This is a genomic window from Arthrobacter sp. BL-252-APC-1A, assembly GCF_009696625.1.
Lineage (GTDB): Bacteria > Actinomycetota > Actinomycetes > Actinomycetales > Micrococcaceae > Arthrobacter_B.
This window is the reverse complement of sequence record NZ_VULS01000004.1, coordinates 111,105-128,921: the sequence shown is the minus strand read 5'-3', so window position 1 is coordinate 128,921 and position 17,817 is coordinate 111,105. Positions and strand designations below refer to the sequence as shown.

13 protein-coding genes are annotated in these 17,817 nt (G+C 68.8%); 6 read left to right on the top strand and 7 right to left on the bottom strand.

Translation table 11 applies throughout. From position 1 onward, the window contains the following. Positions 1 to 120 precede the first annotated feature (120 nt). Genes FYJ28_RS07950 through FYJ28_RS07925 form a run of 6 tightly spaced genes read left to right on the top strand, consistent with a single transcriptional unit; the run spans position 121 to position 8,294 of the window. Complete coding sequence (locus FYJ28_RS07950; RefSeq protein WP_195840630.1) at positions 121 to 513, top strand: hypothetical protein; 393 nt, start codon at positions 121 to 123, stop codon at positions 511 to 513. Further along, positions 489 to 1,835 (top strand): type VII secretion integral membrane protein EccD, encoded by a 1,347-nt coding sequence (gene eccD / locus FYJ28_RS07945; protein WP_154578929.1) that lies wholly within the window; start codon positions 489 to 491, stop codon positions 1,833 to 1,835. The genes FYJ28_RS07950 and eccD overlap by 25 nt, the downstream gene beginning before the upstream one ends. Next, positions 1,836 to 2,864 carry a MinD/ParA family ATP-binding protein gene (locus FYJ28_RS07940; RefSeq protein ID WP_154578928.1) on the top strand — a complete coding sequence of 343 codons (1,029 nt, stop codon included), beginning with the start codon at positions 1,836 to 1,838 and terminating at the stop codon, positions 2,862 to 2,864. It begins immediately after the preceding gene. After that, complete coding sequence (eccCa, locus tag FYJ28_RS07935) at positions 2,861 to 6,862, top strand: type VII secretion protein EccCa (RefSeq protein ID WP_154578927.1); 4,002 nt, start codon at positions 2,861 to 2,863, stop codon at positions 6,860 to 6,862. Before FYJ28_RS07940 ends, eccCa begins: the two co-directional genes overlap by 4 nt. Further along, positions 6,859 to 7,272: a hypothetical protein gene (locus tag FYJ28_RS07930; RefSeq protein ID WP_154578926.1), complete on the top strand. Its 414-nt coding sequence runs from the start codon at positions 6,859 to 6,861 to the stop codon at positions 7,270 to 7,272. The genes eccCa and FYJ28_RS07930 overlap by 4 nt, the downstream gene beginning before the upstream one ends. After that, complete coding sequence (locus FYJ28_RS07925; protein ID WP_154578925.1) at positions 7,272 to 8,294, top strand: DUF6177 family protein; 1,023 nt, start codon at positions 7,272 to 7,274, stop codon at positions 8,292 to 8,294. Before FYJ28_RS07930 ends, FYJ28_RS07925 begins: the two co-directional genes overlap by 1 nt. Here FYJ28_RS07925 and FYJ28_RS07920 read toward each other — a convergent pair. The 7 genes from FYJ28_RS07920 to FYJ28_RS07890 form a co-directional block, all read right to left on the bottom strand. Further along, a complete protein-coding gene (locus tag FYJ28_RS07920; RefSeq protein ID WP_154578924.1) occupies positions 8,291 to 9,304 on the bottom strand; it encodes an RDD family protein in 1,014 nt (337 codons plus the stop codon). The genes FYJ28_RS07925 and FYJ28_RS07920 overlap by 4 nt on opposite strands. A gap of 56 nt (positions 9,305 to 9,360) precedes the next feature. After that, on the bottom strand, positions 9,361 to 10,065 hold the full coding sequence (locus tag FYJ28_RS07915; RefSeq protein WP_154578923.1) for a hypothetical protein: 705 nt from the start codon (positions 10,063 to 10,065) through the stop codon (positions 9,361 to 9,363). A gap of 126 nt (positions 10,066 to 10,191) precedes the next feature. Further along, complete coding sequence (locus tag FYJ28_RS07910; RefSeq protein WP_154578922.1) at positions 10,192 to 11,799, bottom strand: serine/threonine-protein kinase; 1,608 nt, start codon at positions 11,797 to 11,799, stop codon at positions 10,192 to 10,194. Beyond that, on the bottom strand, positions 11,796 to 13,211 hold the full coding sequence (locus FYJ28_RS07905; RefSeq protein WP_229780355.1) for an FHA domain-containing protein: 1,416 nt from the start codon (positions 13,209 to 13,211) through the stop codon (positions 11,796 to 11,798). The genes FYJ28_RS07910 and FYJ28_RS07905 overlap by 4 nt, the downstream gene beginning before the upstream one ends. Further along, positions 13,211 to 14,095 carry a PP2C family protein-serine/threonine phosphatase gene (locus FYJ28_RS07900; protein WP_082413427.1) on the bottom strand — a complete coding sequence of 295 codons (885 nt, stop codon included), beginning with the start codon at positions 14,093 to 14,095 and terminating at the stop codon, positions 13,211 to 13,213. The genes FYJ28_RS07905 and FYJ28_RS07900 overlap by 1 nt, the downstream gene beginning before the upstream one ends. Before the next feature lie 56 nt (positions 14,096 to 14,151). Next, positions 14,152 to 16,629: a transglutaminase-like domain-containing protein gene (locus tag FYJ28_RS07895; protein WP_154578920.1), complete on the bottom strand. Its 2,478-nt coding sequence runs from the start codon at positions 16,627 to 16,629 to the stop codon at positions 14,152 to 14,154. Next, positions 16,626 to 17,816 carry a DUF58 domain-containing protein gene (locus tag FYJ28_RS07890; RefSeq protein ID WP_235472099.1) on the bottom strand — a complete coding sequence of 397 codons (1,191 nt, stop codon included), beginning with the start codon at positions 17,814 to 17,816 and terminating at the stop codon, positions 16,626 to 16,628. Before FYJ28_RS07890 ends, FYJ28_RS07895 begins: the two co-directional genes overlap by 4 nt. Between the last annotated feature and the right edge of the window lies 1 nt (position 17,817).

The following is a 17,817-nucleotide window of genomic DNA, read 5'->3' as shown; positions in this document are numbered from 1 at the left end:
CACTTCCTGAGCCCCGCAATGGGGAGAACTACCCATGTGGATAACCGCCCGGCGCCGCCGGGAATAGGGCCGGGGCATGTAAGGATATGTAGCGTACTTGTGATTGGGGGAACATGCATCATGGCAAGCGACTACGACAACCAGCTCATTGAGTCTGTTGCTGTCCGCCGAAACCGGCTGCTCACAGCCCTGCTCTACGGGGGAAACCCCAACGAACGCCGCTGGGCGGACACCGTGAAGCTGTTCCTGTTCAGCGTTGCCGTGGCGGCCCTGATCGCAGCTGTCTGCGTCGGCTACTCGTTCGTCACGAACCTGCTCGAGCAGAACCGGGCCAAGCAGCAACAGCAGCAAAGCACCGCAGCAGGTCCCCTGATCGACGGCGGGAGCGCAGCAGGTGCCGCCGGCGGCAGTCCGGTCACCAAACACACAAGCGTCACCGAACACACAATCATCGATCACCTGAGCCACGAGACAGGAGCCTGGCAGCCATGGCGCATGCCTACACACGGGTGACACTGGTGGGCCGGCAGCGCCATCTGGATCTGCTGCTGCCCTCGGACCAGCCGGTGGCGGCGCTCATGCCGCAGGTGCTGGATCTCCTGGGCGATGAACCCGCCGCGGACGTGGCCGCCAAGGTCCTCGTCACCCCGGACGGCTCCGAGCTCACTCCCACGGACACCCTTGCCCAGGCCGAGGTGCTCGATGGCACCGCACTTCAGCTCTGCAACGCTTCCGAGGCCCCGCCCGCGCCGGTTGTCTACGACGTCACCGACCTAGTGGTCGCCGAAACCGAGGCAGTTCGCGGCCGATGGACCAGGACCTGGAAAAACGCCACCGCCGGTATCTTTGCAGCAGCCGGTCTCTGGGCAGGTGCCGAACTGATCATCGCGGCGGTCGCTCCGGAGGCAGCCTGGTGGCTGCTCGCCGCGATCTCAGTGCTGGCCGCGGCCGCAGGCATCCTGGTCTGCCGCCGCAGCCCCTCCTCTCCCGCAGGACCCGCCGCCATTGGGGCCGCCTGGCTGGCCGGACTGGGCTCCGCCCTTCATGCAGCCGGATTCCTCGGCGGGACCGACGGCGACTACGCGCGCGCCGGACTGCTTCTCGCCGGGTCCACCACGGTGACGCTCCTGGCCCTTGGTGCGGCGAACCGCCGGCCCAAGGCCATGTACACCGGCGCACTGGTAACAGCTCTTACTGCAGCGGTCTGGAGCGCCTCGGTGGTTCTCACCGGCACAGCTGTCCAGGCAGCAGCCCTCGCCGGGATCGCCAGCGTACTGCTGCTCGGCCTGCTCCCCGGCCTGGCTCTCGCCGCTTCCGGCTTGGCGGCGCTGGATGACCGCAGGGCCAAGGGCGGCCAGGTGGGACGCCCGGATGCCCTCGAGGCCGTCGCCTCGGCGCACGGCGGACTGGTAGCCGGCACCGCGGCCGCCGCAGCTTCCGCAGCCCTCGCGCTGTGGACCCTCGGCACGGATACAGCCCAGCAGGCCTGGTCGCTGCCGCTGCTCGCAGTGCTCACCCTGGCGGTATTCCTGCGTGCCCGGGCCTTCCCACTGGCCCCGGAACGGCTGGCACTCTACGCTGCCACCGCCGTCGGGCTGGCGGCCCTCGTGGCCGGCAGCAGCCGCTGGTTCACGGACCAGCCCTGGGCCACCGGGGTGGTTGTGCTGGTGCTCACGGCCGCTGTCTGGATCGCACTGTCCCTGAACCTTCCCGACCATGCCCAGGCGAGGTTCCGGCTGGCGGCAAAGCGGCTGGAAACCCTCGCGATCCTCGCCTCCGTCCCGCTCGCGGCCGGAATGTTCGGTATCTTCGCGCAACTGCTGGAGAGCTTCTAGATGACACAGATAACTCCCGGGAACGGTTTCGGGGCGCCTGCCGCAGCCCAGGGCGACGGCTTTGAATCCACGCCCCAGCGCCTGCGGCGCACGCTGCGCACCCGCCCGGCGGAAGGGCCCGCACGCCGGCTGCTGCTGCAGGCGGCGGACATGTTCCGCGGGGACGACTACCCGCAGTCCCTCGCAGAAGCCGCTGCCGGTGTGCAGCGTCCAGTAACAACCGGCCGGCGGATCGCGGTGACGGGTTTCCGCGGCGGTGCCGGACGGACCACGGCCGCAGCCCTGCTGGCACGCACCTACGCTTCCCTGCGCACCGACGCCGCAGCAGCGGTTGACCTGGCTGAAGCCGGAACGCTCGCGCTCCGCCTTGCGGCACCGGAGGCCCCCTCCCTGGACGCCGCGGCAGCCCGCCTGGCACGCACCATCCCCGGTTCGCTCGCCGAGGTGCGGAACGTCGTGGCCTCCCCCGGACCGGACAACCTGCTGGTTACCGGGCGGCGGTCCGCTGCGGGAACCCATAAAGCCACGGACGACGACGCCACCCACCTCTCCCGGGTACTCTCCCGGTATTGCCCGGTCACCCTCTTTGACTGCCCGGCGGGTCTCGGATCCGACGCCGTTCAGTGGGCCCTGGCCGAATCCCATCTGGCCCTTTTCGTCACTCCGGCCAGCGTGGCCGGAATCGACGATGCCGGGCAGGCCGCCGAGCTTTGGCGCAGCAACACGGCCATGGCACAGGTGCCCCTGCTGGTGCTTCTCACCCGTTCCTCCCGCAGCCCGTTCAATCCCGTGGCCGAAGCCCGCAGGCTCGCCCGTTCCGGGATAGACACCGCAGTGCTTGACTATGACGCCCATCTGGCCGCCGGCGTCGAAATCCAGCCCCGGCTGCTGTCCCGTGCCGCGCGCCTGCAGTCCGCCGAACTGGCTGCCCGGGTCCTCGCGGCTGCGTCTTCCGCGCCCGGCCGGCCCGGAAAGCCCGCCGCCGCCAGGCAAGCCGAAAACGGTTCCGGGAGGAGGGCCCGGGTATGAGCGTGAAACTGCTGCACCGCCCCGCCCGCACCACCCCGCCGGCCCGCAGCATGGAAGCGTTCGCCCTGGACGCGCCGCCGCAGATCGAGGGCGGCAAGGGCGGGATGAACATGATGTCCCTGGTGCCGCTGCTCGGCGCCGGCGTCTCCATGACCGTGATGATGCTCTTCCGCGGCTCGCCGCTCGCTGCCGTCGGCGCGCTCATGATGATCGTGACCATCCTCGCCTCGATCGTGATGATGGTCAGTCAGCGCGGGAAACAGGTACGCGCCCGCCGGGAACAGCGGGAGAACTACCTCGAGTACCTGGAGCGCTGCCGCACCACGCTCCGGGTCCAGGAACAGGAGGCAGCCGCCGTCGCGCGTGCGGCCAACCCGCCGCCCGAGGCGCTCTTCGACATTGTCCGCAACCACCGCCGGGTCTGGGAACGCCGCCGGCATAACGAGGACTTCCTCCGCACCAGGATTGGCACCGGCACCCGGAGCAACCGGGAAATCACGATCATGGATTCGGGGTCGGCGCTGGCCCGCGATGATACCTTCATGACCGCCGAGCTGCAGATCCTCAAGCGGCGCTATGAGGCCAGCCCCGACCTGCCGGTCACCGTTCCGCTGGACGGCGCCGGAACGGTCAGCGTGGTCGGCTCCCGGGAATTCGTGCTCCAGGTCTCGCGCCTGCTGCTGCTCCAGTCCGCGGCGTTCTCCTCACCCGAAGACCTGCACCTGGCGGTGGTCTCCCCTGAACAGACCCGCGCAGACTGGGAGTGGGCCACCTGGCTCCCGCACCTGGCGGACCAGGACAAAACCCACCGCACCGGTCCCGTCCGGCGGATTGCGCCCAGCATGGACACGCTGGCCGACCTGGTCCAGGACGATCTCTCCCGCCGCTCCAACATGGCCGCTGAGGCCCGAAAGAACTTCCTGCGCGGCGGAATCGGCTCAGCACTCCCGCGCCTGCTGGTGGTTTCGGACAGCTACGGGACGCTGCCGTCCGAGCTGCCCTTACCGGACCGGCAGGCCGCTCCGGGCCAGCTGGGCATCACCACCCTCCACCTTGCTGCAGACAGAGGACAGGAGCCGGGGGAAGTAGCTGTCCGCATCTCTGAAACCGACTCCGGGTTCCTGCTGGAGAACTACCGCGAAGATCCGGTCCAGCCGCGCCTGGATACCGGCACACTGGATTCACTTCCCGTGGCGCTGGCCGAGTCACTCGCCCGGACCCTGGCTCCGCTGCGGCTCTCCCCCGATTCCCTGGAACACGAGAGCACCGGCAGCTCCGAAGGATTCCTGGACATGCTTGGCCTCTCCCCCCAGCTGGATGAAGCAGACATCCGCAGGCTCTGGCAGCCGCGCAGCGAGGTGGACTTCCTCCGGGTACCGCTCGGGGCTGACGACCGCGGCCGTCCCGCGCTGCTGGACCTGAAGGAATCCGCCCAGTTTGGCCACGGTCCGCACGGCCTCTGCGTCGGTGCCACCGGCTCCGGCAAGTCCGAAATGCTGCGCTCCCTGGTGGTCGGCCTGCTGGCCACACATCCACCGGAACTGCTGGCCATGGTCCTGGTGGACTACAAGGGCGGCGCCACGTTCGCGCCGTTCGCCGACGCGCCGCAGGTCACCGGCGTCATCACCAACCTTTCCGACGATGTCAGCCTCATCGAACGCGTCTACGCCAGCCTGTCCGGCGAAATCCAGCGCCGCCAGGAAGTCCTCAAGGACGCCGGCAACCTGGCCAACATCACCGACTACCAGCTGCACCGCAAACACCGGCAGGGCCAGGGCGAAGAGCTCCCGCCGCTGCCGCACCTGGTGGTCATCATCGACGAGTTCGGCGAGCTGCTCACCGCACGCCCGGACTTCATCGAACTCTTCCTTTCCATTGGCCGCATCGGGCGGTCCATCGGCGTGCACCTGCTGCTCTCCAGCCAGCGGATCGAAGGCGGCAAGCTGCGCGGCCTGGACACCTACCTCTCCTACCGGATCGGCCTGCGGACCCTCTCCGAATCCGAATCAAGGACCGTCCTGGACACTCCGGACGCCTTCCACCTTCCGCCCGTGCCGGGCTTCGGATACCTGAAGGTGGATACCACCACCTACACCCGGTTCAAGGCCGGGTACGTCTCCGGTCCGCTGGAAGATGCAGCGGCCCCCGCAGAGCAGGACGTGGACGAACAGCCGCCGGTCCTTGAAGTTCCCCGCTACGCGGCGTCGCTGGAGTCCTCCCGGGACGGCGGCGCTCCGGCGCCGGCCTCGACGTCGTCATCCAAACGCACCACCGGACCCACCGTGCTGTCCACGCTCATGGACACCCTGGCCCGCTTCCCGCGCGCCGTGGACCCGATCTGGCTGCCGCCGCTGCCCCGTGGCCTTGCCCTGGACACCGCGGCCGGCGGAGTGCTCACCACCAGCCAGGGCCTGCGGCTGAACGCCGGCGGGAACCTCTCCATTCCCATTGGCCTGCTGGATGACCCGGCGAAGCAGTGGCAGGGCATCTGGAACCTGGACCTGGCTGCCAACGGCGGGAACGCCGCCATTGTGGGCGGGCCCTCGACCGGCAAGAGCACCGCGCTGCGCACCATCGCGGCATCGCTCGCCCTGACCCACACGCCGTCCGAAGCCGGTATCTACGCCGTGGACCTGCTCGGCAGCTCGCTGCTCCCGCTGGAAGGACTCCCCCACGTGGGCGGGGTGGCCGTGCGCACCAACCGGGAAGTTGTCCGACGGACCGTGGACGAGGTACTGGGCATGCTCACCCAGCGCGAACGGATCTTTGAGAAGCACCAGATCGATTCGCTCGGAACACTGCGCACCCTGCACGCCCAGGGCCGGATTCCCGAGCTTCCCAGCGCGGACATTGTGCTGCTGGTCGACGGATACGGGCAGCTCTCCGACGAGTTCGAGGACATCGAAAAGTCCGTCCACGCCTTGATCTCCCGCGGCGGCGGCTACGGCATCCACGTGGTGGTCACCTGCTCGCGCATGAATGAAATCCGGATTGCGCAGCAGAGCTTCTTTGGGAACCGGATCGAGCTGCGCCTGGCCGATCCCGGCGAATCCGCGCACGGCCGCAAGCTGGCCGAGGCCCTGCGTCCCGGTACACCGGGCCGGGCACTGACCGACCGCAAACTGCAGGGCCACATCGCCCTGCCGCGGATCGACGGCGACCCGGATGAGGGCTCCGCAATCCAGGGCACACGGGATCTGGTGGCAGCCGTAGCCGCCTCCACCGACGGCCGGGCGATGGCGGTCCGGGTGCTTCCTGCCGTCGCTCCTGCGGATCCCGCAGCGGTACCGTCCGTTCCGGGCCTGGTGCCGCTGGGACTGCGGGAAACCGATCTGGGCACCGAGAACCTGGATCTCCAGGGCCGCGAGCACCACCTGGTGGTCATGGGCGATGACGCCTCAGGCAAGTCCAATGTGCTTCGAAGCGTGGTTCGCACCCTCGCCGCCCAGCACACCGCCGAGAACATCGTTTTTGCCGTCTTCGACCCCCGCCGTGCCCTGGCCGGCGAGGTCCAGGAAGACTATCTGGGCGGCTACGCGACCAGCGCGGCACTGGCCGAGAAGCTGGCAGCCGCCGTCGCCTCCGAGCTGGAGAAGCGGGTGGGGGCCTCCCCCGAGGAGGTCGCGGCAGCCCCGCGCGTGGTCCTGGTGATCGACGACTACGATGTGCTGACTGCGGGCGGTTCCTCACCGCTCGCGCGGCTGACCCCGTATCTGCCCCTTGCACCGGAGATCGGGCTGCACGCAGTGCTGTCCCGCCGGGTGCGGGGCGCCAGCCGCGGCATGTACGAATCCTTCTTCACCGCGCTGCGGGACTCCGGCAGCGCCGCCCTGATCCTCTCCGGCGACCGGACCGAGGGCGGCCTCATCAACGGTGTCCGCGCCCGCACGCTGCCGCCCGGCCGGGCCCAGCTGATCCAGCCCGGACGTCCGGTGCAGATGCTCCAGCTGTTCCTCAATGATCCGGCCAGCGCTGTGGCACCCGTGGGTGGCCAGTGAGCGCGCGTTGGGTGGTGGTCAGCACCGGCGAACCGGACCGCCGCACCGTGGTCCAGGCCCTGGCCGAAACCATGCCGGAGAAGAGCATGCGGGAGGCCGCTGCCGGGGAGGTCCTTGAAATTCTGGACGGGGACAGCGTGCCGCTGGCCATCGAACTCCCCCGCCTCATTCAGCTGCCGGGAGAGATCATGCGGCTGCACCCCGGCGCGGAGGTCAGCGCACCGGCCGGGTCCGCCATTCCGGGGTTCTTCACCGCCGAGGGAACCGGGGCCGCGTCACCGCTGTGGTGGCTCGAGGTCTATGCCACCGGAGGGGTGCCCGACGGCGGCAGACTGGCTGATGCGTTCAGCCACGCGTTGGCTCGGCTGACCGGCGGCGTAGTCCTGATGCCTGACGGGGTGCGGTCCTGATGCACGACTCTGCGTACGACTTCCTCACCACGTCCACCGCGATGGTTTTCTGTGACCAGCCGGTAGCCGCCCTGAGTCCCTGGCTCGCCCGCGCCCACGCCGGAGCGGTCGAGTCCGGCCGCCGCTTTGTGCTGCTGACTCCTTCCGCTTCTTCCCTCACGCTTCCGCTGTCCGCCCTCTTCGACGGCGACAGTGCGTCCTGGATGGCAACCGGCTCCGACGGCGGGTTCTTCGACGCCGTGACCGGCCAGGCCCAGACCTGGGACGGCGGCACCCTGCAGCCCGCCGGAACTGTGGCGGACGATTTCCTCGCCGCGGAACGGAGCCCCAGCGCGTACTTCCACGTCCGCGCCGGTGTGCTGCACCCGGCGTCGCTGTCCACCCGGGCCGGAACGTTCACCGAACGCGTCTTTGAAGCTGTCACCGGATCATCGCCCGTGGGCTGGGGACTGTATGAACCGGTAAGCGAAACATGGGACGCCGCTGCCTTCTCCGACTACTGCTACGGCCGTGCGCCGCTGCCCAGCCGTCTGGTTGTCCTGGGTTCCGCGCCCGGCGCCCCCGGCAGTCCTGGGTTGGCGGCAGGATCTATCGCCGTCGTCACCGTGGAGCGCACCCGTTCCGGTGTGGTGGAGAGCGTCGAATTGCTGGCCGGCGCCCGGGCCCCTCTCGATGACGCTGGGCTGGACACCTTCCTCGCGGCCATGCACCGTGCCCGGGCGCGTACGGCAGTGCTGGCCTACGGCCTCGGATACCGCGATCTGCTGCGCCCGGCCCGGTTCACCGGGACTGCGGTTCCCGGTGCAGCCCTCTTCGGTCCGGAAGCCCTCGCCGGTCGACCTGCTTCATCCGCACTGGCCTCAGCCGGTCCCCGTGCGAAGCTCATCGGCACCGCACCGGCCCAGTCCCTCGGCATGCGCTACGCCTCCGAACCGGTGCCAGGCGAACCGCACCCGCTGGAGGCCTACGCGCAGCTCGCTGTGGAGCTGGCGCCCGAGCCGCGGCGCCCCGTCAGGGACTAGCCGACGGTGAAGTGGCGGTCACCAAAGTAGACGGTACTGCCCGACGGCGCGAGCACGGGGCTGTGGGCGGCCAGTGCTTCGTGCCGGCCGTCCGGAGCCACGATCGAGCTGCCGTTGGTGGAGCCCCGGTCTGTGATCCACAGCCCGGTTGAACCGTCTGACTGCAGGTGCAGGTGGGTCTTGGACACGGACCGCCCCATATCCGCGAAGTCGATCAGCTGGTTCACTTTTTCGCCGATGGCCGGCGCGGGGTTGCGGCCCAGCAGTGCGGTGCCGGTGACCCGGACAGCGGCGCCGTCGTCGAACACCAGGCGGCAGCCGGTCCCCTGCCCGCGGGAGACGATACGGGTCAGTTCAACGTCTTCTTCCTCTTCCGGTGCAGGACTGCTCACCGCTGTCTGCGTTGCGGCTGCGCCTACTCCGGGCACACTGCTGATGGGAGCTGGTGGCCCAGCCGGTGCAGAAGGCGCCGGCGTCGAAGGTCCAGGCACCCAGCCGGTGGCCGGCGCGGCGGCCGGGACCGGGGCGACAGCCGGGACCGGTGCCGGGGCTGCTGCACCGGCCCAGCGTCCGCCGGTCAGAAGCGGATCGCGGCCGGCCCGGACATCGACCACCAGTGTACGGGCGGCCTTGTCATGCCACCCCTGCCGGCGGGTTGGGTGGTCCCAGAGATTCGAGACCGTCAGGATCCAGGGCCCGACAACCGTCACAGCGGAAAGGAGGAGCAGCAGGTTTCGGACCAGTACTGCTGGAAATCCGGGGGCGAGGCCGTCCTCGGCCACGGTGCGCAGACCCAGAAGCCGATTGCCCGGCGTCTGGGCTTTTCCTGCTTCCCACAGCCAGAGCCAGGCCAGGTACCCTGCCGCTGCCGCAGCACAGACAATGAGCGCGGGGCGCCCCGGCACCAGCAGTACAACGAGTGCCAGTACCAGCAGCGGGATGCTGTCCACCGCCCCGGCAGCCAGCCGCTGCCCCGCAGTGGCGTTCACAAGATTCGGGTTGGTTGCCATTGCCTTCTTCGTTCCTAGCTTCTTTTTCCTGCGCAGCGCGGCATACGGATGCCCGGCTATGCGTCCGGCTCTTCGGCCACCTGGTCCAGCAGAACCAGGTCAGCTGCGGTCACCAGCTGGGATGTCACGGCATGTTCCACCAGCCGGGCACGCCGGTTCACCGCCAGTTTTCCGGGCCCGCCGCGCAGCCCGCCCACTCCCACGCGGTCAAGCTTGTCGCACACGTTGTCCAGCTTCCGGTTGAACCTGGTCTGGGACCAGCCCAGCCGGGCAGCAGCATCGGCGGAGGTAGGGAGGGAACTGTAGCCGGTGCCGTCGCGCCTCAGGAGGGGTTCCGCCAGCGCTACGATCACCGCCCGCTGAGACTCGGTGAACACCACAGGCCCGATGGTGGTTTCGCCGGAGCCGGATCCGTTAAGCGGGTCCGGCCTGAACGCGGGCGTCTTGAGGTGGACATCGAATTCGTAGGTGGTGGGGCCGGCGGTGAAGATGACCCGGGTCTGTTCGAAAACCAGGGGGATGCGGGCACCGGGCGCAACCCAGGCCTGCATGCCGCCGCTGGAATCGGAGATGGTGGCCGAAATACGGCTTCCGATATTGGTCAGCCACCAAATCGAGTGTTCCTGGGAAATGGTCAGGAACTGCCTGTGCAGGTAAGGGTTGTCGTCAATGGCGAGATCCCCTTCCCGTCCAATCCGGAATACGGACCCGTCCTCGGGTTCGTACCATTCCCCGCTAAAGTCGATCGCCAGATCCCCCAAGATCCCTCTCCTTCGTAGCGGCCCCGGAGCGCGGCGCGCAACGGAGGCCTTTTCCGGGCAGCACAGTGCTGGTGCGTCCCAGAGGCTCATTATGTCCCATAGCGGTGCCCGCCGCTGGCCACCGCCCTAGTCTGTGCACACGGCAGCCGGCTCTGATGCACGTCCGTTCGCGCGTGCCACCTGGACTTCAATGCAGGTCTCGGTCCCGGTGGCCGGGAGGACGGCTTCGGGCTGTGAAGTGCGCACCAGATCACCCTTGGCGGTGGCGGTGACGCTGCGCCAGAGGTAGATGTCCCCCTCCTGCGGTTCGGGGTTGGTCCAGGTGAACACAGCTGTGCCCGAGTCTTCCGTTCCGGAGAGGCCCGACGGCGGCGCCACTGCACCGTCCAGTCCACCCAGGGCGTTCGACGGCGGCTGGGCCGGCGGCGGGGGCTCCTCCCGCGGCGCGGACTCCGGCGGCAGCAGCAGCGCGACCGCTGCGGCTGCCACGACGGCTGCTCCTCCGAGCGCGGCGAGGACCCTGGTGCGGCGGGAACCCGTTTTCCGGTTATCCGCTGCGTTCCCCGGAGCTGCCAGTGCGGCCGGTGTGCCATTTCCCGCTCCAGCCGGACGGGGCTTCTGGTCGACAGCCGCGGCCGCCGGGGCTGCCGGGGCTGCCGGGTTGAGGGTCTGTCCGGGAACCCCTGCAGGTGCCCGCAGTATGGTTCCCTCTGCCTCTTCCTCCAGCAGCCCTCCCCCGTTGTTCCTGCGTGGGCCGGAGCCGCGGAGGGTCGGGGGGAAAGTCGTTGCGGACGGGTCGATGGAGACGATTCGCCGGACACGGGTGCGGTCGTCGTCTTCCGGCTCTGCCTGCTGGCGCCCTGCATCTTCGAGCACGGCAAATTCGGTCACGGCCAGGTTGAGTTCAGCTTGGATCCGCTGCAGTGCCAGGGCGAACGCGTAGGCCGAGGAGTACCGCGATTCAGGACTCTTGGCCATCGCCGTGGCCAGTGCCAGTTCCATTGATTCGGGAACGTCGCTGCGTCCGGTCGGCGTGAGCTGCTCGGAAATGATGCGGTCCATCAGATCCCGCTGCGTATTGCCCCGGCCGGGACGCATAAACGGGGACCGCCCGGCGAGCAGCGTGTAGATCGTAGCGCCGAGGGAATAGACATCGGCGCGGACTCCGTCCACCCGGGACCCCGTCAGTGCTTCCGGCGGAGACCAGGGGATGGACATACCGACGTCGCCTTCGTCGTCGGCTTCCATGGTCCCGGAGATGCCGAAGTCCGTCAGGGCTGGGCGGTTGTAGTCTGTGGTCAGGATGTTCGCCGGTTTGATGTCCCGGTGTGCGATCCCGGCACGGTGTGCTGTCTCCACTGCGGAAGCTACCTGGATCCCGACGGCGAGCACCTCGGCCAGCGGCAGTCCGCCCTGCCGGTACCGTGCGTCCAGGCTGGGCCTTGAGCAGTATTCCATGGCCAGGTAGGAACGGCCCTCGGCCGTGGTGTCCGCCTCGTAGATCGTGACGATGTACGGGTGGGAGGAAAGCTGCGCCATGAGGTTCGCCTCCGCCTCGAACCCGGAGCGCGAGGCGTCGCCGCGCAGGTCGGACAGCAGCACTTTCACCGCCACCCTGCGGCGGGGGCGGTCCTGCTCATAGAGGTAGACATCGGCGAAGCCGCCCGATCCCAGGTGCTGCAGGAAACGGAATCCTGGAATCTCGGGCGGCGGCGCGGGTGGCCGCTTGGTCATGCGAGCCCTTCGAACCGGAGCGTGACGCCGTCGCCAAGCTCAGCGATGTCCCCGTCCAAAAGGATGGCTGCTTCTCCCTGGGCCAGGCGGCGCGGCAGCGCTCCTTCACGGATGAGCACTGTTCCGTTCGTTGAAAACAGGTCCTTGAGCATCACGTGCCACCCCTCCAGCCTGACTTCGGCATGGGACCGTGAGATGTCCCCGCTGTCGCTGGGTACCTGAACCATCCTTGGCAGGGCGGCTCCGGCTACCCGCGACGCCGAAGGCTGGCGTCCGATAATGATGTTCCGGTCCAGCTCATAGGTCTGCCCGGTGGACAGGCGCAGGATTCCCAGGCAGGGCCGCTGCACCGGGCGCGGATCGCCGGAGATCTCCGATCCGCAGGTCCGGCAGGCCGCCGCGGTAGGCGGGTTCACGTGGCCCTGCGGGCAGGTACGCGCCAGGACCGTGGGGCCGGTGTCCGTGGACTGCCTGTTCCCAGGCGCAGCGCCCGGGCCCTGTGGCGCCCCCGGAGCTGAACGGATCGTCTCGCCGTCGTCGTCCAGGTCTCCGGTGCCGGAAGCGGCTGAGGCGGGTGTGCCGGGCAGTGCCGTGCCTGGCTGGGGGCTGAAGCCCATCACAGTGTCCCCGTCGTGGTCTTCGGGCACCGGCGGGAGTGTTTCGGTTGGTTCCCCGTCTTCCAGCGCCGGAAAGTCACCGGTCACTTCGGTGGCAGGGTCCGCGGCACCTGCGTCAGCACCAGCGTCTGCTGACAACGGCGGCGGCGTCAGTTTGAGCCACGGGACAGCATCGCTGAGGTCCGGACCGGACGACGGCGCGGGTGCGGCGACCGTCGGTGCGGGAGCCGCCGGTGCCGGCGCGGCCGGTTCGGCAGCTGCCGGTGCTGGGGCCGCCGGTGCTGGCGCGGCCGGCTTCGATACGGGTGCCGCCTGCCCTGCCCGCGGGGGAGCCGCCGCTGCAGGCAGTGCCCCAAGCTCAAGCTCTACGCTGTTGGCCGGGGCCATCCCCTCACGGAGAACAAGCACTGGTCCGGCTGCGCCTGCAGGCTCGCCTGACGCCTGCACCGTGAGACGGCCCGATGCCGGAAGCACCTGCTCGCTCCAGGTCCGCAGATTCTTCCCGGTCGTGACTGCGGCGCCGTCCACCAGCAGATCGAGCGGGCCGCGCAGCAGGACGTGCACCTGGCCATCCACCGAGAGCAGCCCGAAGGAGGGAAGCCTGCTCAGCGAACCGGACAGTCCTCCGGTGACTGCCTCGAACACTTCGTCCAGGGAAGACCCGTCCTGAAGGGCAGCCCAGACTTCATCCACACGTTCCTGGCTGCTTTCCGCGGGCAGCATCGCCGTCCGGCTGCCGCGGGTCAGGACCAGCCACGCCGGCTCAGCGGCCTGCCGATACCGCAGTCCGTCCATCACTGCCCGTTTTCTGCCGGTCCCGCCGCCTCGGAGCCGGCGGCATTTCCTGAATCGGAGTTCTCCGGCGCACGGGCGTTGTCCACTGCCGGGCCGGGGAGCGTGATGGCACCGGAATCCGGGTTCCCTGAGCCGGTTTCAGCGTCGATCACCAGCACGGTGACGTTGTCCCGGCCGCCGGCGCGCAAAGCGGCCTGTACCAGGGCGGCACAGGCGTCCTGCGGGTTGGACACGGAGGAGAGGATCTGGAAAATGTGGCCGTCGCTCACTTCTCCGGTAAGTCCGTCGGAGCAGACCATGAGCCGGTCTCCCGGCTCCACTGGAATCAGCCAGAAATCGGCGTTGGTGTCATTGCCGGTGCCCAGTGCCCGCGTGACCACGTGACGGCGGGGATGCACCAGCGCTTCCTCCGGGGTGATCTGGCCAAGATCCACGAGCTCCTGGACCTCGCTGTGGTCGACCGTGATCTGTTCCATGGCTCCGCGGGAAACGCGGTAGGTCCGTGAATCCCCTACGTTGAAGACCAGCCAATACGGACGGGACTCTTCCTGAACCAGGATGGCGCCGGTCAGGGTGGTTCCGGCCCGTCCGCCGGTGGCTTCACGGATCTGGCGGTCGGCTTTGGCCAGCAGTTCCTCAATCTCGGCAGCAGGGACCTCAGGCAGGTGTTCGCCCACCAGCCGCGAATCGGCAAGCGTCCGCACGCAGATGCTGCTGGCTATCTCACCGGCTTCATGTCCACCCATGCCGTCTGCCACGGCGAACACCGGGTCAGCCGCAATCAGCGAGTCTTCATTCAGTTCCCGCCGCAGGCCGCGGTCTGAGGCATACCCAAAGACCGCTTCGAGTTCCAGGGGCTCAGATGTCTTTTCGTCGGAGTTCATTCACGCCCTATCCGGAAGCTGCTCACTGTAGTGATCTGTCTTACCTGTTCTCTCCATTACCCTAACGGACTGGAAGGCCCCTGGGCATCGCCGCGGCGGCGGGTCATACGGCCGGCTGAGCCGCGTGCGTTCGCCGCGAATTCCGCCACCCGCCGTCGTCCGGTCCGCCGAGGCTGCTGAAGCCGTGATTCAAGCCTGACCGAGCGCAGTGAATAGCGGGCGCGCTGGCGCTGCCAGAAGCCTGCGGTGCCTGTCAGGGACTCCCTCACGGCCTCGACCTCCCGCCAGTAGTCCTGCACTTCTTCCTCGCTGGGATTTCCCGGACCGAAAATGCCTGCATCGGCGCGGCGTGCCAGGGATGTGGTGGCACCAGCGCGTGTGGGAAAGGCACGGCCCAGGGCTGCGGCTTCTTCCCGCCGGGTCCTTCGGCCCGTGACCGCCACGCCCAGATCGGCTGCCGCCCCAAGCACCTCGCGCCAGCCTCCGGCAACCCGCTGCGCAGTTCCTCCGGAAGTCCGCCGTTTGCGGCTGAGCCTGCGCTTGAAAAGCAGGATCGCCAGGAGCGGTCCGAACAGGACCAGCAGCGGCAGGGCCACGATTGCCGCAATCCGAAGGAACCCGGAGACTGTCTCCCACAGGTCTTCGTCCTTCTGTTCCGCGTCCTGCGGATCTGCTGCGGTGTCCGGGGGCAGTTCCGCCGGTTCCTGCGGCGGAGGCGGCGGCTGCAGCACCTGCGGCTTGGGCGTTGACTTGGGCTGCTGCTGCGGGGGCACAGGCTCATTGTCCTCATCCGGGGTGGGGAAAAACGGTACCCAGCCCACCCGTTCAAACTGGACTTCCACCCAGGCATGCACATCGTCGCCGGTAATTTCGATCTTCGCGGGCGCCCCGTCGAGCTCGTCCCAGTCCGGGTAGAAGCCCATTACCACCCTGGCCGGGATCCCCAGCTTGCGGGCCATCAGGGCCATGGCCACGGCGTACTGTTCGTCGTCGCCAACCATCTGCTCGGCATCAAGGAGACTGACCATCCGGGCGGCGCCGTGCCCGGGCAGCGACGGCGTCTGGCCGTCCTTGCCGTTGCTGAAATAGCCTTCCGTCGCGAGGATCTGCTGCAGCTGGCGAACCCTCTGGATGGGGGTGGTTTCCTCCCCCGCGAACTCCGCGGCCTTCGCCCCGATGATCGGGGGTTCCTGCTGCAGCCGCGGCATGGCGGACTGGGCGAAGCCGTACTGTGCCAGCTGCGCGTCGTCGTACTGGTCCGGGAAGACCACGTCTGCGTCATACGTGTCTCCGGAGCGCACGCCGGCGGTGGAGAGCAGTGTGGCGGATCCGGCGTCGTAATACAGTCCGCCGGCAATGTCCCGTGCCCTGTCGCCTGCCGGGTCCAGGGCGCGGATCTTCCCTCCGGCAGGCAGCCAGGCACCGGTGTAATCCTGGATGGTGAACCGCAGGCTGGCTTCCGTTCCGGTGTCCGAACCCGCACCCAGCGTGCCCGCGTCACCTACCCGGGCAAAGCCGCCGGCAGCCTGGCCGCTCACGTTGTAGACCACGCCGTCATAGGCATCCATCGCAGCAAGCCGAATCCGCTGGCCCTCCGGCAGGCCCTCCACGGTGAACAGTGCGGTCTCCGCGTTGTCCTTAACGTAGCGGCGGAAGTCGGTTAGCGGGCTGGGAAAGTTGAAGAGGTCCACAGGCGGCTCGACGACGTCGCGAAGCACTTTGCGCTCGGCGTCGACGCCCAGCAGCGGGGCTGCGGCCAGGGACAGCGCTGCTGCACCGGCGAGCACAGCGGCACCGTAGATCCGGCGGCGCAGGCGGGCAGCCCGGGCCGGCGCTGATCCAAGTGCTGCCTGCGGAGCCGCGGAGGTCTCCTGCACCGAGCGGCGGCGGTAGGACAGGAATACCAACAGCCCGGCTGCAAGCAGCAGCGCACGCAGGCCAGGCAGAGGGACGTCCTTGGTGCCGAAGGCGATGCCCGCGGCAAACAGCCCCAGTACGGGCAGCGCGGGCCAGTAGGCGCCCCTGGCCCGCCAGCACAGCAAGCCTGCTGCAAGCGCCGCAAGCAGGCCAAGCAGGAAGGGGACTACCAGCATGCCCCCGGCGGTGCCAACGGGTGCGGCAACGGTGAGCAGGTCTTTCCAGGCAAACACAGCGCCCAGCACCAGCACCCGCAGGGATGCGAGGGTAGGCAAAACGCCTGCCGCGGACTCTACCGGCGCAGCCAGTGCCGAGCCGAGCAGCAGGTAACCACCTGCTGCTGCTCCGGTGACGGTCCAGGGCCCCCACCTCCGGGCGAGCGCTGCAGCAGCCGTGAGCAGTCCCAGCACCACTCCGCCGAGTCCGGCCGCCAGGTAACGCGGATCGCCGCCGAAGCTTGGACCGAATCCAAGCACACCGGCGCCCAGCAGGACCGCCAGGGCCCCCGCTTCCAGTGCCCGGCGCAGCTGGGCGGACCTGTCCCCGCCGACAGGTTTCTGCGTGCGTTCGCGGTTCCGTTCCCGGGAGCGGACACTTGCCCTTGTTTCTGTGCTCATGCCGTTCCCTTCCGGATCAGCGCCGGCAGGTCATCAAGGCTGCCGCACGTCAAAACGGTCAGGTCTGCGATGTCCCGGCGCCCGGGTGGTTCTCCCTCGGCGCAGCGGACGGCCAGGCAGCGGATGCCGGGCGGAATGGCGGCGGCCGCCGAGCGCAGTTCCGCTGCGGTGGGGGTTGTGCCGGTGACAAGGATGACAACTGAAGCGTTCGGCACGGCATCTGTGGTGATTGCAGCCAGTTCACGGGTACCCTCACGGCGGTCGGTTCCTTCGAGCCGGGTGAGACCGTCCAGCAGCATGCTCCCGCTTCCGCTTCGCAGGATTCCGTCCTGGGTGAGCATGCTCAGGTCCCGCTGCTCGCGCAGAGCCTGCAGCCCCAGGGAGCCGGCGGCGGATATTGCCAGTTCAAGGTCTGCGGCGCTGCCGTAGTCGGCCAGTCGGGTGGAGAGCGCCACGGCCAGGTGGGATCGGCGGGTTTCCTCGAACTGGCGCACCATGAGGGTGCCGGTGCGGGCCGTGGTTTTCCAGTGGATGTGCCGGCGGTCATCGCCCGGAACATACTCGCGCAGCGCGTGGAAGGAAACGTCAGCGGTGCTCAGGTCCCGGGTGGGCAGCCCTTCAAGGTCCTTGATGAACCCGGTGGCGGAACCCTGCAGGTTTACCGTCCGCGGATGCACAAAAAGGTCCACGGGATCCGTCCAGCGCAGCCGGCGGCCCAGGAGCCAAAACGGATCCCGCCGCACTGATTCGACGGGACCAACCACAATCACGGCACGTTTCTGCGTCGGGATCCGGAAGAGTTCCTCGTGTTCGGCTCCCGGCGCCATACGCGGCAGTTCGAAGACAGCGGTGGAGGACCCCACGGGCAGTTCCAGCAGGGCCGGCAGCAGCAGCCGCGCGCCGGGGTTGCGGACGGTCAGGGACCCGACGGCGTCATCCCCCACCGCCACCCGGGTGCGCGCAAGGTCCAGGTGGACGGCATAGGCCTGCCGCCCCGTGACAAACGCGACGGCGGATGCCAGCACCAGGGTCAGGGCCAGTGCCGCGATCAGCGCCTCGCGCCAGCCCAGCACGCCCCCGGCCAGCCAGAACGCAGCCGCCAGGGCAGCCGTGATCCAGCCCAGCGATGTGACGCTGCGGGATGCTGCCGGCAGGGCACGCCGGAGGGCAGCAGGGAGCGCGGAGATT

What these genes read in the sequence shown, in the direction of transcription:
- FYJ28_RS07950 (WP_195840630.1), top strand. Translation starts at nt 121, where the DNA reads ATGGCAAGCGACTACGACAACCAGCTCATTGAGTCTGTTGCTGTCCGC.
- eccD (WP_154578929.1), top strand. Translation starts at nt 489, where the DNA reads ATGGCGCATGCCTACACACGGGTGACACTGGTGGGCCGGCAGCGCCAT.
- FYJ28_RS07940 (WP_154578928.1), top strand. Translation starts at nt 1,836, where the DNA reads ATGACACAGATAACTCCCGGGAACGGTTTCGGGGCGCCTGCCGCAGCC.
- eccCa (WP_154578927.1), top strand. Translation starts at nt 2,861, where the DNA reads ATGAGCGTGAAACTGCTGCACCGCCCCGCCCGCACCACCCCGCCGGCC.
- FYJ28_RS07925 (WP_154578925.1), top strand. Translation starts at nt 7,272, where the DNA reads ATGCACGACTCTGCGTACGACTTCCTCACCACGTCCACCGCGATGGTT.
- FYJ28_RS07920 (WP_154578924.1), bottom strand. Translation starts at nt 9,304, where the DNA reads ATGGCAACCAACCCGAATCTTGTGAACGCCACTGCGGGGCAGCGGCTG.
- FYJ28_RS07910 (WP_154578922.1), bottom strand. Translation starts at nt 11,799, where the DNA reads ATGACCAAGCGGCCACCCGCGCCGCCGCCCGAGATTCCAGGATTCCGT.
- FYJ28_RS07905 (WP_229780355.1), bottom strand. Translation starts at nt 13,211, where the DNA reads ATGGACGGACTGCGGTATCGGCAGGCCGCTGAGCCGGCGTGGCTGGTC.
- FYJ28_RS07900 (WP_082413427.1), bottom strand. Translation starts at nt 14,095, where the DNA reads ATGAACTCCGACGAAAAGACATCTGAGCCCCTGGAACTCGAAGCGGTC.
- FYJ28_RS07895 (WP_154578920.1), bottom strand. Translation starts at nt 16,629, where the DNA reads ATGAGCACAGAAACAAGGGCAAGTGTCCGCTCCCGGGAACGGAACCGC.